13 protein-coding genes are annotated in these 14767 nt (G+C 41.3%); 9 read left to right on the forward strand and 4 right to left on the reverse strand.

The genetic code is table 11. From position 1 onward, the window contains the following. The first annotated feature begins 41 nt into the window (after positions 1-41). From E2H97_RS04760 to E2H97_RS04790, 7 genes are all read left to right on the forward strand, one after another. Positions 42-698 (forward strand): riboflavin synthase, encoded by a 657-nt coding sequence (locus E2H97_RS04760; RefSeq protein ID WP_133406076.1) that lies wholly within the window; start codon positions 42-44, stop codon positions 696-698. Between the two features lie 35 nt (positions 699-733). After that, positions 734-1837: a bifunctional 3,4-dihydroxy-2-butanone-4-phosphate synthase/GTP cyclohydrolase II gene (gene ribBA, locus E2H97_RS04765; RefSeq protein WP_133406077.1), complete on the forward strand. Its 1104-nt coding sequence runs from the start codon at positions 734-736 to the stop codon at positions 1835-1837. Positions 1838-1911: 74 nt separating this feature from the next. Then, the gene (gene ribH, locus E2H97_RS04770; protein WP_133406078.1) at positions 1912-2391 is read left to right on the forward strand and encodes a 6,7-dimethyl-8-ribityllumazine synthase; all 480 of its coding nucleotides are present in this window, start codon (positions 1912-1914) and stop codon (positions 2389-2391) included. Between the two features lie 55 nt (positions 2392-2446). Then, positions 2447-2854, forward strand: coding sequence for a transcription antitermination factor NusB (nusB, locus tag E2H97_RS04775; protein WP_133406079.1), 408 nt, complete (start codon positions 2447-2449; stop codon positions 2852-2854). Between the two features lie 71 nt (positions 2855-2925). Continuing rightward, positions 2926-3885 carry a thiamine-phosphate kinase gene (gene thiL / locus E2H97_RS04780; protein WP_133406080.1) on the forward strand — a complete coding sequence of 320 codons (960 nt, stop codon included), beginning with the start codon at positions 2926-2928 and terminating at the stop codon, positions 3883-3885. Continuing rightward, entirely contained in the window at positions 3885-4376 is a 492-nt protein-coding gene (locus E2H97_RS04785) for a phosphatidylglycerophosphatase A family protein (RefSeq protein ID WP_133406081.1), read from the forward strand. Before thiL ends, E2H97_RS04785 begins: the two co-directional genes overlap by 1 nt. Positions 4377-4762: 386 nt before the next feature. Beyond that, positions 4763-5014 (forward strand): hypothetical protein, encoded by a 252-nt coding sequence (locus E2H97_RS04790; protein WP_170308249.1) that lies wholly within the window; start codon positions 4763-4765, stop codon positions 5012-5014. A 13-nt stretch (positions 5015-5027) separates the two neighbouring features. Here the strand turns inward: E2H97_RS04790 and recN are convergent, their stop codons facing one another. The 4 genes from recN to barA all read right to left on the reverse strand — a co-directional run bounded on the left by recN (position 5028) and on the right by barA (position 11059). Next, the gene (gene recN / locus E2H97_RS04795; protein ID WP_133406083.1) at positions 5028-6689 is read right to left on the reverse strand and encodes a DNA repair protein RecN; all 1662 of its coding nucleotides are present in this window, start codon (positions 6687-6689) and stop codon (positions 5028-5030) included. Between the two features lie 92 nt (positions 6690-6781). Continuing rightward, positions 6782-7249 (reverse strand): DM13 domain-containing protein, encoded by a 468-nt coding sequence (locus E2H97_RS04800; protein WP_133406084.1) that lies wholly within the window; start codon positions 7247-7249, stop codon positions 6782-6784. Positions 7250-7577: 328 nt separating this feature from the next. Continuing rightward, the gene (locus tag E2H97_RS04805; RefSeq protein ID WP_133406085.1) at positions 7578-8174 is read right to left on the reverse strand and encodes a YjaG family protein; all 597 of its coding nucleotides are present in this window, start codon (positions 8172-8174) and stop codon (positions 7578-7580) included. Positions 8175-8260: 86 nt separating this feature from the next. After that, complete coding sequence (gene barA, locus E2H97_RS04810; protein WP_133406086.1) at positions 8261-11059, reverse strand: two-component sensor histidine kinase BarA; 2799 nt, start codon at positions 11057-11059, stop codon at positions 8261-8263. A gap of 69 nt (positions 11060-11128) precedes the next feature. Between barA and rlmD the strand changes: the two genes are divergently transcribed. Next, positions 11129-12454 (forward strand): 23S rRNA (uracil(1939)-C(5))-methyltransferase RlmD, encoded by a 1326-nt coding sequence (rlmD, locus tag E2H97_RS04815; RefSeq protein ID WP_133406087.1) that lies wholly within the window; start codon positions 11129-11131, stop codon positions 12452-12454. Positions 12455-12493: 39 nt separating this feature from the next. Further along, positions 12494-14710, forward strand: coding sequence for a GTP diphosphokinase (relA, locus tag E2H97_RS04820; RefSeq protein ID WP_133406088.1), 2217 nt, complete (start codon positions 12494-12496; stop codon positions 14708-14710). The last annotated feature ends 57 nt before the right edge of the window (positions 14711-14767 follow it).

Consider the following 14767-nt stretch of genomic DNA (forward strand, 5'->3'; position numbering starts at 1 on the left):
TTGTTTATGTAAACAAGGGCTTGAAAATAGTAGTGAGAACTATGTTCACCGGAATTATCGAGGCCGTAGGCCACATCAAACATATAGATCGTAACAGTGACGATATCAGGTTAACGGTATCAAGTGGCAAGCTTGATCTTTCTGATGTTAAGTTAGGCGATAGTATTGCAACCAATGGCGTTTGTTTAACTGTGGTATCCCTTAATGCGGATGGTTACGTTGCTGATGTTTCAGCTGAAACTGTTGCTTTAACGGGGTTCAATCGTTATCAAGTTGGCGAAAAGCTTAACTTGGAGAAAGCGGTAACCCCGACGACTCGACTTGGTGGACACATGGTTTCAGGTCACGTTGACGGTACAGCCAATGTTGTTAAGCGTGAAAACCGTGGGCAAGCCATAGAGTTTTGGTTACAAGCGTCAACTGAACTGGCGAGATACATAGCCCATAAAGGTTCAATCACTATTGATGGTGTTAGCTTGACCGTGAATGAAGTAAAAGGCGCAACATTTCGATTAACCATAGTGCCTCATACTGCCGATGAAACAACACTCATTGATTTACAAGCTGGCGATAAAGTGAATATTGAGGTGGATCAGATTGCTCGGTACTTAGAGCGATTGATGCAAGCACCTTCAGAAACAAAATCTGAATCTGGATTGACATTAGAAACTCTAGCTAAAGCTGGGTTTATGCGTTAATTCTTCCAAATATCTAATGAAGTAAAGGTCTGAACATGGCGTTACACAGCATAGAAGAAATCATTGAAGATATCCGCTTAGGTAAAATGGTTATCTTAATGGACGATGAAGATAGAGAGAACGAGGGCGACCTGATCATGGCTGCTGAGCTCGTGACTCCTGAAGCCATTAACTTCATGGCGACTTATGGTCGTGGCTTGATCTGCCAAACCATGACCAGAAAGCGTTGTGAACAGCTTAATCTGCCATTGATGGTGAGCAATAATAATGCTCAATTTGCAACAAACTTTACAGTTTCTATTGAAGCTGCTCGTGGTGTAACAACAGGTATTTCTGCGCATGATCGTGCGGTAACGGTTCAAGCTGCTGTGGCAAAAGATGCAAAAGCGTCTGACTTAGTACAACCCGGCCATATTTTCCCATTGATGGCACAAGAAGGTGGCGTATTAGTACGTGCGGGCCATACAGAAGCTGGATGTGATTTAGCACGTTTAGCTGGGCTTGAACCTTCAGGCGTGATTGTCGAAATTCTAAATGAAGATGGCACTATGGCTCGTCGTCCTGAGCTTGAAGCCTTCAGCCAAAAGCACGACATTAAAATCGGTACCATTGCGGATTTGATTGAATACCGTAACACCAAAGAAACCACAGTTGTACGCGAATCTGAGTGTAAATTACCAACGCGTTTTGGCGAGTTCAAAATGGTAACCTTCCGTGACACCATTGATAATCAACCGCATTTTGCACTGGTTAAAGGTGAAATCACAGATAACACATTGGTGCGTGTTCATTTGCAAAATACCTTTAATGATCTTCTGTTCTCTGAGCGTAATCAAACTCGCAGCTGGCCTTTAGATAAAGCTATGGAGCGTATTGCGGAAGAAGATGGTGTTCTTATTCTGTTAGGAAACCAAGAGTCGAGCCAAGATTTACTTGAAAAGGTCAAAGCCTTTGAAGCTGAGGATAAAGGTGAGTTACCGCCTGCCGCTAAGTGGGAAGGTACTTCTCGTCGAGTCGGTGTCGGTTCGCAAATACTGTCTCAACTTGGCGTCAGTACAATGCGTTTATTAAGCTCACCTAAGCGCTATCATTCTCTCTCAGGCTTCGGTTTAGAAGTCACTGAGTATGTATCAGAATAAATTAAAAACTCGGGCTGGAGTTATGGTATCATTGCGCCAATTTTCAGCCCGTCGAATACGTCAAAGGTAATATAATGAACCTAGTTGAAGGTAAGATTGAAGCTAAAGATGCCAAGGTGGCAATCGTAGTATCACGTTTTAACAGCTTTGTAGTGGAAAGCTTGTTAGATGGTGCTATCGACACCCTTAAGCGCTTTGGTAATGTCAGTGATGACAACATCACCGTAGTTCGTGTGCCAGGTGCATATGAGTTACCACTCGCTGCACGCCGAGTTGCTGCCAGTGGAAAATTCGATGGTATCATTGCATTAGGTGCTGTTATTCGAGGTGGTACTCCGCATTTTGATTTTGTTGCAGGTGAATGTAATAAGGGATTAGCTCAAGTATCTTTAGAGTTTGATACGCCAGTTTCATTTGGTGTTATCACAACAGATACTATCGAGCAGGCAATTGAACGCTCAGGAACCAAAGCAGGCAACAAAGGCGGTGAAGCTGCTTTAGGATTGCTGGAAATGGTTAATGTTTTAGATGATTTGGAAAACCTTCTGGATTAATGCCACTTACATTAATTGAGAATATCCAAGAGCAACAATTGTAATAGGAAATCCCATGAAGCCTTCTGAACGCCGCAAAGCACGTCGTCTTGCGGTTCAAGCCATTTATTCTTGGCAGTTAAGCGGTAATAACATTGCCGATGTAGAGCATCAATTTTTAACTGAACAAGAAGTTAAAGGTGTAGATGTTAGCTATTTCAGAGAGTTGCTCTCAGGAGTGGCGACAAAAGCAGCCGCTTTAGATGAGCTTTTTGCCCCGTTTTTAGATCGCAAAGTTGAAGATGTCTCTCCAGTAGAGAAAGCGATTGTTCGCTTAGGTGCTTATGAGCTGACTTATCAAAAAAGCGTACCTTTCAAAGTCGCGATTAACGAGGGTATTGAGTTGGCTAAAGCCTTCGGTGCTGATGATAGTCATAAGTTTGTTAACGGTGTACTAGACAAACTGGCTGCCAGCCAAAAATAAATTAAAACGGTATCATACGATACCGTTTTTTTTGTCTATGCTTTTTATTTTCAAAATAAACGGAAGTGGCTTTGAAAGAGTTTCAAATAATCGAAAAATATTTTGCAGAACTAGGACCTAAGCGTAAGGATGTTGCTGTTGGAATTGGTGATGATTGCGCGCTAGTTAACCCTGCAGAGGGTAACAGTATCGCTATTTCATGTGACACTTTGGTTGAAGGTACCCACTTTTTACCGAGTATGCCTGCTGAAGACTTAGGCTATAAATCATTAGCCGTGAACTTATCCGATCTTGCCGCTATGGGGGCAGAGCCTGCTTGGATGACGCTTGCACTCACTTTACCTGAAATCGATGAAACATGGCTTGAAGGATACTGTAAAGGTCTTTATGAGATTTCTGAGTATTACGGCATTGCACTCGTAGGTGGCGATACAACCCATGGTTCAAAGAGTTTAACACTGACTGTAAATGGGTTAGTTCCCACACAAATGGCAATGACAAGAAGTGGAGCCAAAATCGGTGACTGGATATATGTTACCGGTACGATAGGGGATTCAGCGTTAGGTTTGGATATTTTGCTGGATAAGCAGCAAATTGAAAATCAATCACATAAAGACTATTTGGTAAAACGCCACTATCGTCCAACGCCAAGAGTACTCGCTGGGCAAGCCATTCGAGGTATTGCTAGCTCTGCTATAGATTTATCGGATGGCCTAGGCTCTGATTTAAAGCATATTAATAAAGCTTCGTGTACAGGCGCTAGAATTGATGTTGATGCTTTACCATTGTCCGAAGCATTAGTGGACTCTGTAGGTAAAGAACATGCGATTGAATACGCCATTTCAGGTGGTGAAGATTATGAGTTACTGTTTACCGTTTCTGATGCCAATGAAAGCTCATTAATTACATCGTTAAAGCAAACTGGCGTTCCGTTTACTAAGGTTGGACAGATCACTTCCGGAACTGAACTCACATTCAAACAAGGCAAATTGAATTATCATCCAGTTAAGCAAGGGTTCAAACACTTTTAATGGCACTTTTTACTCAAGATACAAATGTTAAAAAGCTAAGTTTAGCGAATCCCGTTCACTTCTTAGCTTTGGGTTTTGGCTCTGGTCTAGCGGCTAAAGCGCCTGGGACCTTTGGTACTCTAGCGGCTATCCCACTTTATTTACTCTTAAGTCAATTTTCCTTACCGGTATATCTATTAGTAACCTTGGTCGTTTCTGTCGTCGGTATCTACATTTGCGATAAAGCCTCAAAAGATATGGGGGTTCATGATCACGGGGCAATCGTGTGGGATGAAGTGGCAGGATTATTGATAACTATGATAGCGGCACCAGCAGGGTGGATGTGGTTATTAATAGGCTTTGGTCTATTTCGTTTTTTTGACATTATAAAACCATGGCCAATTAAATGGCTGGATTCTAAAGTTTCTGGTGGCTTTGGCATTATGATCGATGATGTTGTTGCAGGGATATTTGCTCTGGCTTGTCTTCAATTAATTTATATTTTTGTCTAACTTATTACCTCTGGACTATCTGAATAAAACTTCATTAAGAAGTAATGATTTTAAGTTATAAAATCATTAAAGTTGCATCATAGTGAATTTATGGTGCTCTTAATGTCTGCTAATCCCCCCTTTCTACGACTTCAATCTCAGACTTATGCTGCTGGAGTAGCCGAGGAATTGATCAGCTTAGTGAAGAAGACGTACATCTTTTAGGAAAATTTAAAGTTTCTAAAAGTTATTGTGAAGGTTGTTCGCTATTTCACTATTTCGCGCCTAAAGGCTCAAGGTTTTATCAGCTAGATGAGTCTGCTGCAGATACGTTGAGCCGCTTTTGTGAAAAGCTTGGTTACACGGACTTAGCTGAACAGATAAAGCAACGGGATTTCCGGTTTAATATGATCAATGGAACACTCTGTTGCTGTATAGGCATTGGTGGCGGTTTATTTACCGCTGCAATAGGTCATTTAGTTGCAGTTCTAGGGACAGGTTCACTTGCTTTTTTAGCTAAGGGCACTGCCGTTAAGCTATTTGTTTATAACTGTTTATGGACGAGTGGTGGCGAGGCGGCCTCTATGGGTACTTATTGGCTGTGTATCAAGCTAATGAGTGAAGGTGTTCCTCGTCCCAATAAAATGGCCAGAGAGTAGCGAAAGCTCTCTGTTATGCCGACTTCAATAGTTCTCTAGCATTAGCTAAAGCATTTTCTGTAATCTTGTCACTGGCAAGCAATCTTGCGAGTTCTTCAATTCTCTTTGATTCAGATAGTGGCACCATTGAAGTTTCCGTTTCTCCTTTTACGACTTTTTTGTTGACGAACATTTGTTGATGACCATTACCAGCAACTTGCGGTAGGTGAGTTACACAAAATACTTGTGTAGATTCACCCAGTGTTCGGAGCATTCGGCCAACAACTGCAGCTGTTGGGCCTGAAATCCCCACATCTACTTCATCGAAAATCAGCGTGGGCGTTGATACTTTTTGGGCGGTGATCACTTGAATACCGAGCCCTATACGAGATAGCTCGCCGCCAGATGCGACCTTTGAGAGTGACTGTAACGGTTGCCCTGGATTAGTGGTAACCTGAAAGTCAATTAAGTCTGATCCTAAATCAGTCATAGCTTGTTCGTTATGATTGACTTCAATGCAGAATTTCGCTTTTGGCATATTCAATTCTTGGATGGATGCTGTCACTAATTTATTAAGTTCTCTCGCAAACCGTAATCTACTTTGGCTTAGCTTTTTCGCTGCAGATTGATATTCTGAGCGTGCTTGCTGCAAGACTTCTTCTATATCATCCAGTTTGTTTTCTGCTTGTGATAGTGAAGCGAGTTCTTGTTTTAATTTTTGATGATGTAATGGTAACTCAGTAGGAGCAACTAAATGCTTACGTGCTAACTGCATCGCTTTGGTTAGTCGCTCTTCAAGTTGGGCGAAATATTCAGGATCTTGCTCTATTCCATTTACATAGTGTTGAATTTCGCCACAACTCTCTTGCACTTGAATGAGTGATTCATTTAGCATTTCAGTGACAGCCTTCAGCTTTGGATCAAGCTCGACGAGCCCATCAGCAAGCAGAACGGCTTGATTTAGCATAGATTCAATATTGGTTTCATCTTCACTCAGTAGAGATAAACTCTGCTGACAGTTCTGCTGTAATTCGGCACTGTTAGCTTGTAATTTATGCTCTTGTTCGATTTGCTCAAACTCGCCTGCTTTTAAATCAAAATCATTGAGTTCTTCAACTTGATATTCAATCAACTGCTTTCTGGCATTGCGCTCTTCTTGTGTTGCTTTTAATTGTTTTAATTCAGATTGAATATTTTTGAAGTTTCGATACTGCTTTTGGACTTTGGTGATCAAAGGCTGATGGTCTGCATACCCATCAAGTAAGGTGAGTTGGTGCTCGTTTTTGAGCATGGCGTGATGGGCATGTTGCCCGTGGATAGCAACAAGCAACTGACCTAAACATTTGAGTTGCGACAGAGGAACAGGGTTACCATTGATGTAAGCTCTAGAGCGACCATCATGATTAATGGTGCGACGCAAAATACATTCGTCATCTAAGTTCAGATCGTGCTCTGTTAGCCACTGTTGAGCTTGGGGGAGGTTTGCGATATTGAAGCTTGCGCTTAATTCGGCTTTATTCGCTCCACCTCTGACACTACCTGAATCAGCACGCTCCCCTAAACATAACCCTAACGCATCGATTGCAATGGATTTTCCTGCACCAGTTTCACCAGTAATACTGGTCATTCCATGTTGAAAGTCTAATTCCAGAAATTTTACAATGGCAAAGTTTTGAATGTTTAGTTGGCAGAGCATCCTAACCCCCAATCAAAAAAAGTACTGTATTGATGAACAGTATATACTGATTTTTTATACAGTAAATAGTGATTGGCGATTTTTTGGTTAAATTATTGATATTTTGCCGCAGTAATAAACTCGCCGAAGGTTTCACACCATACGATTACAGCCTGATATTTACTTGGATCCACATTTTTAGGGACATTGACCACAAAATTGTTAAAGGTCTTAATATCTCCAACTTGAACCATAGATGATTTAAGCGTTTTAAATTCTGCTTCTGTTTCAACAAATTTGTGGGAGAGATACAGTTTATAATCAGGCCCAGGAGCAAGTTCACCTTTGAAAGTGATATGACTTTTTCCAATAGATACTTGTCCTTCTCCCCAATGGAAAGCGTCACTATCAGTTAAATTTTTGACAAATTGAGTTTGGTATATCGAGCCATTGGAAGCCTGCTGAACCTCAATTGTGGTAGGAGCCGTTGGCTCAATTAATATGGGGAGAGTGTATATGCCTATGGCAAACCCTATGGCTCCAATAAGAAGGTGGGATAAAAAGAGGAAAATATACTTCATAATAACGGCCTATAGCGCAGTGGTTTAAGTAACATGTTACATACCCGTGATACTTCAAGATGCAACGTTTCAGTGCCTCTCAGCGCATCATTATTCGAGGCGTGAAAGTGAAGGACTAGCGGGCCTAATTCAAACTTTCACAACAAAGAAGAATGTTCGCTGAGAGTCACACGCAGTGCGAGTTTAATTTCCATTTATGCTTCGTTGCTTATCTTTGAAATAGAACCACTATTACTTCAGATAAATGCCTTGCCTAAATGGAAATTAATTCTCGCTGAAGCAGTGCATCTTGAAGTATCACGGGTATAGACCGTATTTTATGAAAAAACTATACAGCTACGCCAATATTAGAAATGCCACTTTCAATGATTTCAGCTCTTAGTCCTTTGATGAACTCAGCATTCAATGGATTCGTTTCAATGACTTCAAGTAACATTGCTTGAACTTCTCGCTCTTCATCCATTGCTGGATGAGCAAAAACGTAATCTTCGATTTCGGTTTCGGTTTCGAATTCTTGTTCGCATGTGGCTTCAATGTAACTCGCAACAGTACTGGATGAAATTTTGCTGATATTGGTAATATCGTCTTCAATTTTACTTTGAATCGCACTGAGTAATGATGTTAAGGCAACTACAGCATCAATTGCAGGGTAGACACCGTATACATCATAGTCTTCTGGTTCTGGAACAACTTCATCTAATCGCTCTAAATAGAGCTCAAGGTTAAACTTTAACTTTTTGTCGTATTGTTTTTGCCATAATAAATCTAAAGTCGTTTTGAGCACTTGGGGGTTACCAAATTCACATACTTCAGAAAACAGAGCATAGTTGGGGTACATACGTTGACACAAAGCAATAGCAAAGAGTTGCTTTTGTTCTAGGCTAAGAGACTTTAAGCGCTTAAAGAAACCAATTTTTTTAGTCATGAACTTCTTCTATGAAAAGTAGATATGAGGCCGAATCAAGGATGATACTAGCCTCATGAGATTTGGAAATTTTACACCGTCAGCTTTCACGAGTATAGCGATTCACGAGACATTTGAGTGATGACTTGCTCCGCCGCTGATTTTACCTTGATTAACTCATCTAGGAGTTCAAGAATTTCAGGTTCCAGCATATCAACAGGACTCCCCGCTTTTAAAGTGGACTCAATTTGCTTACACAAGCTTTGCGTTGTCGGGACGCCACTATAGCAACATGCACCATGCAGCTTATGGATGACTTGTATCATGGCTTTGACATCTTGTTTGTTTAGGGCTGATTCAATGTCTTCACAAGAACTGGGTATTGAATCTATAAACATTTGCAGCATCTCTAATGCTAACTCAGTTTTATGCCCGGCTTGAGAAAGACAAAGATCCCAATTCAGAGTATGAATATCAAACTGTGAAAAGCTTGGCTTGGCTACCCAGCGCTCAATCGTGGCTTGTAAGTCACTTGCATCAATAGGTTTTTGTAAGTGGTCTTCCATTCCACTCGCTAAGATCCTTTCTTTTTCCTCTGACATCGAATGTGCCGTTACGGCAACAATTGGCGTATTACGATTGAGTGAATTTTTTCTTATGCTCTTGGTTGCCTGAATACCGTCAACATTTGGCATTTGAATATCCATCAAAATTAAATCGTATTGATGCTGTTGGGCTAGCTTTATGGCTTTTTCACCATTGGTTGCCGTGGTGACATTAGTGACGAGCTCGTCTAATAAGGCATTTATGAGCATCAAGTTAGCAGGATTATCATCAACCGCTAGGACATTTAGGTTTTTCTTTTGCTTAACTGTAGGCTCAGGATGATTTAGCACAGCGGGTTCCGCTGTTTTTTGGGCATAGATCATCTGCCTTGCTAACGATAGGCTGGTTATTGGTGTTTTGATAACGGCGTCAGTGTAGTTGAGCAAGTCTCCCAGCAGTCTCTCGTGTTTGGAACTATTGAAGAGAATAATGATACGCTCAACTTTGGTTTGGGCGAGCTGTAAGACCTTGAGTATTTCTGCATGAGGGCAGGTATCTCTAATGCTTAACAGCAAGTAATCAAAGTTCTGACTGGTTGCCAGCTTGTTAATGATCTCTTCAGGGTTAGATGCGACTCGGTAAAACATTTCCCAGCTTGAGAGTATTTTTGATGTTGCCTGTGCAGAAAGCGGACGCGGTTCAACTAAGAGTACGGATTTATTTTTTAAATTACCGATAGGCAAGGAGTCACCGAGTCTAAGTTGGCAGCGTTCAAAGGGAAGCGTACACCAAAATGTCGAGCCATTTCCTAATTCTGAGCGAAACTGTATCTCTCCTCCCAAGGCTTCGACCAATCGTTGAGTAATGATTAAGCCTAAACCTGTGCCACCAAAGCGTCGAGAAATAGATGAGTCGGCTTGTTTAAAGGCTTGGAATAATAACTTTTGATGGTCAGGTTTAATGCCAATACCCGTATCCTCAACCTCAAAGCGTAATAGCATTTGTTGAAGGTGACTGGATTCGACCTTTACTCGTACCGTTACACTACCAGAGTCAGTAAATTTGAGTGCATTCCCAGCCAAGTTTGTCAGGATTTGGCTTAGGTGCATCATATCGCCAATAACATCATCAGGGACGTCGTGGTCGATATCAATGACTAATTCTAATTGTTTTTCGTGAGCTGAAGGTGCTATAAGTTCAAGCGTATCATTCATCATGTCTCTAATGCTGAATGGGATGGTTTCAATCACCATCTTTCCAGCTTCAAGTTTAGAAAAATCTAAAATGTCGTTGATGATATTCAATAAGTTATTAGCACTGCGCTCGATCGTTTGAATGTATTCGAGTTGGCTGCTGTGTAGAGGCGTCTTAGCCAATTGTTTGGCAAATCCTATGACTCCATTCAGTGGTGTTCGCAATTCATGTGACATGTTAGCCAAGAATTCAGACTTGGTTTGGCTAGCGTCTTGGGCACGTTTTTTAGCCATATCCAGCTCAACGTTTTGAATTTCGATCTGTTCGAGTGTCTTTACTAAGTCCGAAGTGGCCTGCTCAACATTGGCTTGCATTTCGTTTTGTGAGGCTGCAAGCGTTTTTGACATAGTAACGATTTGCTTTTTAAGGTAATCAAGTTCACTGATGTATTGATTACTGAGTTTATTCGGTTGCTGATTGCTATTGATGCGACTGATAAACATCGACAGTTCATCGATAGGGCCCGATATAAATTTGACGAGGCGGATGGTAAATATCAGATTAAGCTGAATGCCAATGAGAATAATAGCGAACGCAATAATAATGTTTCTGTGTTGTTCTTCAATGATGTCAGATACATCCATTAACACTGAAACATACCCGAGCAATGGACCTTGCATTGGTTTCTCAATGGGGAGTTCGGGTTGTTGGTAGGCACGTTTTTCGGCGTCAGAAATGGCAAAAATAGGGGCTCTGATCACCAACTTATTATCGTGAATCTCTTGTTCAATTTGGTTAAGAGTGATTAACGAACCATTATGTCTAAGCCCAATGAAGGTTTTATTGTAATGTGAAGAAACGAAGCGGCGGTTATTATTATCAAATACAGCCACGGATTCAACCAACTTTGGTTCACTAATTTGTAGGCTGGTAAGTAAGCGCTTAGCTTCATCTCGATTCTTATTTTTAAGTGCTAACCCCATAGCAACCGCGACAGGTTCTGCCACTTGTCGAGTTTTCAATAAAATATTTTGTTCTAACTCGACAGTTCGGTTTACCGTGAAAAAAACCGCGAGTAAAATAGCGATCACAACAGTCGGGACTAAAGCCAGCATCAATACCCAAGTCCGTAAGTTATGTTTGGGTGGGGTCTCAGCACCTCTCATGATCTTTTATTATTTCCTGTCGATATAATTTTTATATTTTCCCGCTACTTTACCAATTTTGAGATAAATATGGCGCAATTTTTTGTAAATAAACCCAAAAGACCGAAAAAAATGTCAGCAAAAATGACGTTAACTATGATGCAGTTAGATCATTTGGGGGCAGGAGTCGCCCATCATCAAGGCAAAGTGGTTTTTACCCCTAAAGCCTTAGCTGGTGAAACAGTGGAATTACAATTGGTTGAACAAAAGAAAAAGTTCGCCAAAGGTAAGTTGATTAAGGTAGTGACGCCGTCTCCAGACCGCACAGTTCCAGAGTGTCAATATTATGATGAATGTGGCGGTTGTGACTTACAACATTTAAGTATTGATGCGCAGCGTCAGCATAAACTCAGTACCTTAAGCCAGTTGATGGAAAAGCTCGCTAAAGTGACGCCACCAAAACCTGAACTTATCAGCGGGGAAGCGTGGCGATATCGACGTCGCGCAAAATTGGCGACCAGTTATGATAAAGAAAGCCATCGCTTAAAAGTGGGGTTTCGGAAGTCAGCCAGTCGTGATGTGATTGATATTGCACATTGTAAAGTTTTACCTGAAACCTTAGATAAATTGATCCAGCCCGTTAGTGATGTCTTAAACAAATTAAAAGGTGTTAAGCGTTTGGGACACATCGAGCTTATTCAAGGGGACACACAGTCTTTTGTAGTGATTCGAACGCCAGAGTTGTTATCAGAAGGCGATAAACGAGCTTTAGGAGACTTCGCTAAGCAGCATCAAATAACTCTTGTGTTACAGCACAAAGATAATCATTTCGAGTTGATTCATGGAGATGAACTGCTTCCAAGCTATCAACTTTCAGATACGCGTTTACAGTTTACCCCCGGCAGCTTTGTACAAGTAAATACAGAGATAAACCAAAATATGGTTGAACAAGCCATAGATTGGTTACAGCCCAAAGCTGATGAACGGATACTGGATTTATTCTGTGGAATGGGAAACTTTAGCTTACCTTTGGCGAAAGCTGGAGCGAAAGTTATTGGTGTTGAAGGTGTAGAGTCGGCGGTTGAGCAGGCGAAAAATAACGCTAAGGATAACAAGCTCGATAATCTTGAATTTTATGCTTGTGACTTGAGTGCTGATTTATCGAAACAACCTTGGTTAGGAAAAATCGACAAATTACTTCTCGATCCGGCAAGGGCTGGAGCCTTTGAATGTTTACAATGGCTTAAAAAGCTAAATCCAAAACAAGTGTTATATGTATCTTGCGATCCTTCAAGTTTGTCCAGAGACACAAAAGTGCTGTTAGATCATGGATATCAATTGCAGAAGTTAGCTATGATTGATATGTTTCCTCAAACGCATCATATTGAAGCAATGGCGCTATTTTCTAAAAAATAGTCTTGTGTATTAATCCTTAATCGTTAAAAAGGTAGGGCTATGGTATCGGTTCGCGAAACCCATTTTCAGAACGAACAATTTCAGTTAAATGAATGGACTGAGCGCTATTTGCACAATGAGCAAGATGCCAAAGATTTGCAGTCCTTTTTTAGCGAACTCTTAGCAAGCCAACAAGACAAGCCTGCACTTTTATCAGATGAGGATTTCACTCGTGCACGTGAAATGGTAGAGATCTTAGCGCCATTGCACATGGACTTAGAGACCCTTCAAGCGGCTGTGCTTTATATTTTATTAAGTGCACAGAAACTCAATGAAGAACAAATTGAAGAACAGTTTGGTAAAAAATTGGCGACTCTGGTACACAGTGCTGTGACCATGAATGCCATTGGTGCCTTAAAAAGCTCACCTCATAATAAATCACAAGAGTCTCAAATCGATAATATTCGCAAGATGTTACTTGCGATGGTCGAGGACGTTAGAGCTGTTGTGATCAAACTGGCAGATCGCATCTGCTTGCTAAGAGAAGTCAAAAATGCCGATGAAGAAACACGAGTATTACTTGCCCGAGAAATCAGAGACATCTATGCGCCATTAGCCAATCGTCTAGGTATTGGTCAACTAAAATGGGAGCTTGAGGATATCTCATTTCGCTATCTTCACCCACAAGTCTATAAGGATATTGCCAAACAGCTGGATGGAAAACGCTTAGATAGAGAATCTTACATCGTCCACTTTGTTGAGCGTTTGCAATCAAAATTGGATGAAGAAGGCATCAAGGCCAAAGTTTACGGTAGGCCGAAACATATCTTTAGCATCTGGAAAAAGATGCAAGGTAAAGACTTAAAATTCGATGAACTCTTCGATGTACGCGCGATTAGAATTGTTACCGATCGTCTACAAGATTGTTATAGCGCCCTTGGTGTTGTTCATACCCTTTGGCATCACATACCAAAAGAATTTGATGACTATGTGGCGAACCCAAAGCCGAATGGTTACCAATCTATCCACACTATTGTTGTTGGTCCTGAAGGTAAAACGGTCGAAATTCAAATTCGTACCGAGCAAATGCATGAAGATGCAGAGCTTGGGGTCGCCGCTCATTGGAAATACAAAGAAGGCAATCAATCCGGTAAACAAAGCGGCTACGAAGAAAAAATCAACTGGCTGCGTAAAATTCTGCAATGGCAAGAAGACGTTACTGAAAGCGGTAACTTGGTGGACGAAGTACGAAGCCAAGTTTTTGAAGACAGGGTTTATGTATTCAGCCCTAAAGGTGATGTGATTGATTTGCCGACTGGCTGCACCGTGCTTGATTTTGCCTATTATGTTCACTCTCATGTTGGGCATAAGTGTATTGGTGCCAAAGTGGATGGCCGTATTGTGCCATTTACTTATCAAGTACAAACGGGTGAACAAGTTGAAATCATTACGGCTAAGCATCCGAATCCAAAGCGTGATTGGCTTAATCCAAATTTAGGGTATATCCGATCTTCTCGTTCGCGCTCTAAAATCCAAAGCTGGTTTAAGCACCAAGATAAAGAAAAAAACACGCAAGCTGGACGAGAGATGTTGGATGCTGAATTAAGCCCATTGGGTTTTAGCGTCAAAGATGCTGAACCAGCGGTTAAGCGTTTCAACATGCTAAGTCTTGATGACTTGCTAGCGGGGATCGGTGGCGGTGATGTGCGTTTAAATCAAGTGACTAACTTTATTCAAGGCCATTACGCACCTAAAGAAAAAGACGATGCGACTGATGCTGTTGAAGACCTACTGAAAAAAGGTCAGATTCATAAGTCTACCAATCGTCGTGGTGACAAAGTTGAAGTTAACGGTGTCGGTAACTTAATGAGTCATTTAGCCCGTTGTTGTCAGCCAGTGGCTGGTGATGAAATTGTGGGCTTTATCACAAAAGGACGTGGGATCTCGGTTCACCGTGATGATTGTGAGCAGCTTAAAGAGTTGTTATCTATGGCTCCAGAGCGTGAAGTTGATGTGGTTTGGGGAGAAAACTACAAAGGTGGCTTTAGGGTTAAGCTGAGAGTGATGGCTAATGACCGGACTGCTTTGCTGCGAGATATCACCAGTATTTTAGCCTCTGAGAAATCCAGCGTGATGAACATGTCTACCAAAGTCGACACTAAAAAGCTGGTGGCCACCATCGACTTAGAATTAGAGCTATATAACAGAGATGCGCTAACTCGTTTGATCGCAAAACTCTATCAAGTCGAAGGAGTGTTTGAGGCTAAGCGATATTAGAGGCCATATATGACCTCTAGAGCTTCTAAATTTAACCACCAGATCTGCGAAGTCACT

This window comes from Parashewanella tropica, from assembly GCF_004358445.1.
GTDB lineage: Bacteria > Pseudomonadota > Gammaproteobacteria > Enterobacterales > Shewanellaceae > Parashewanella > Parashewanella tropica.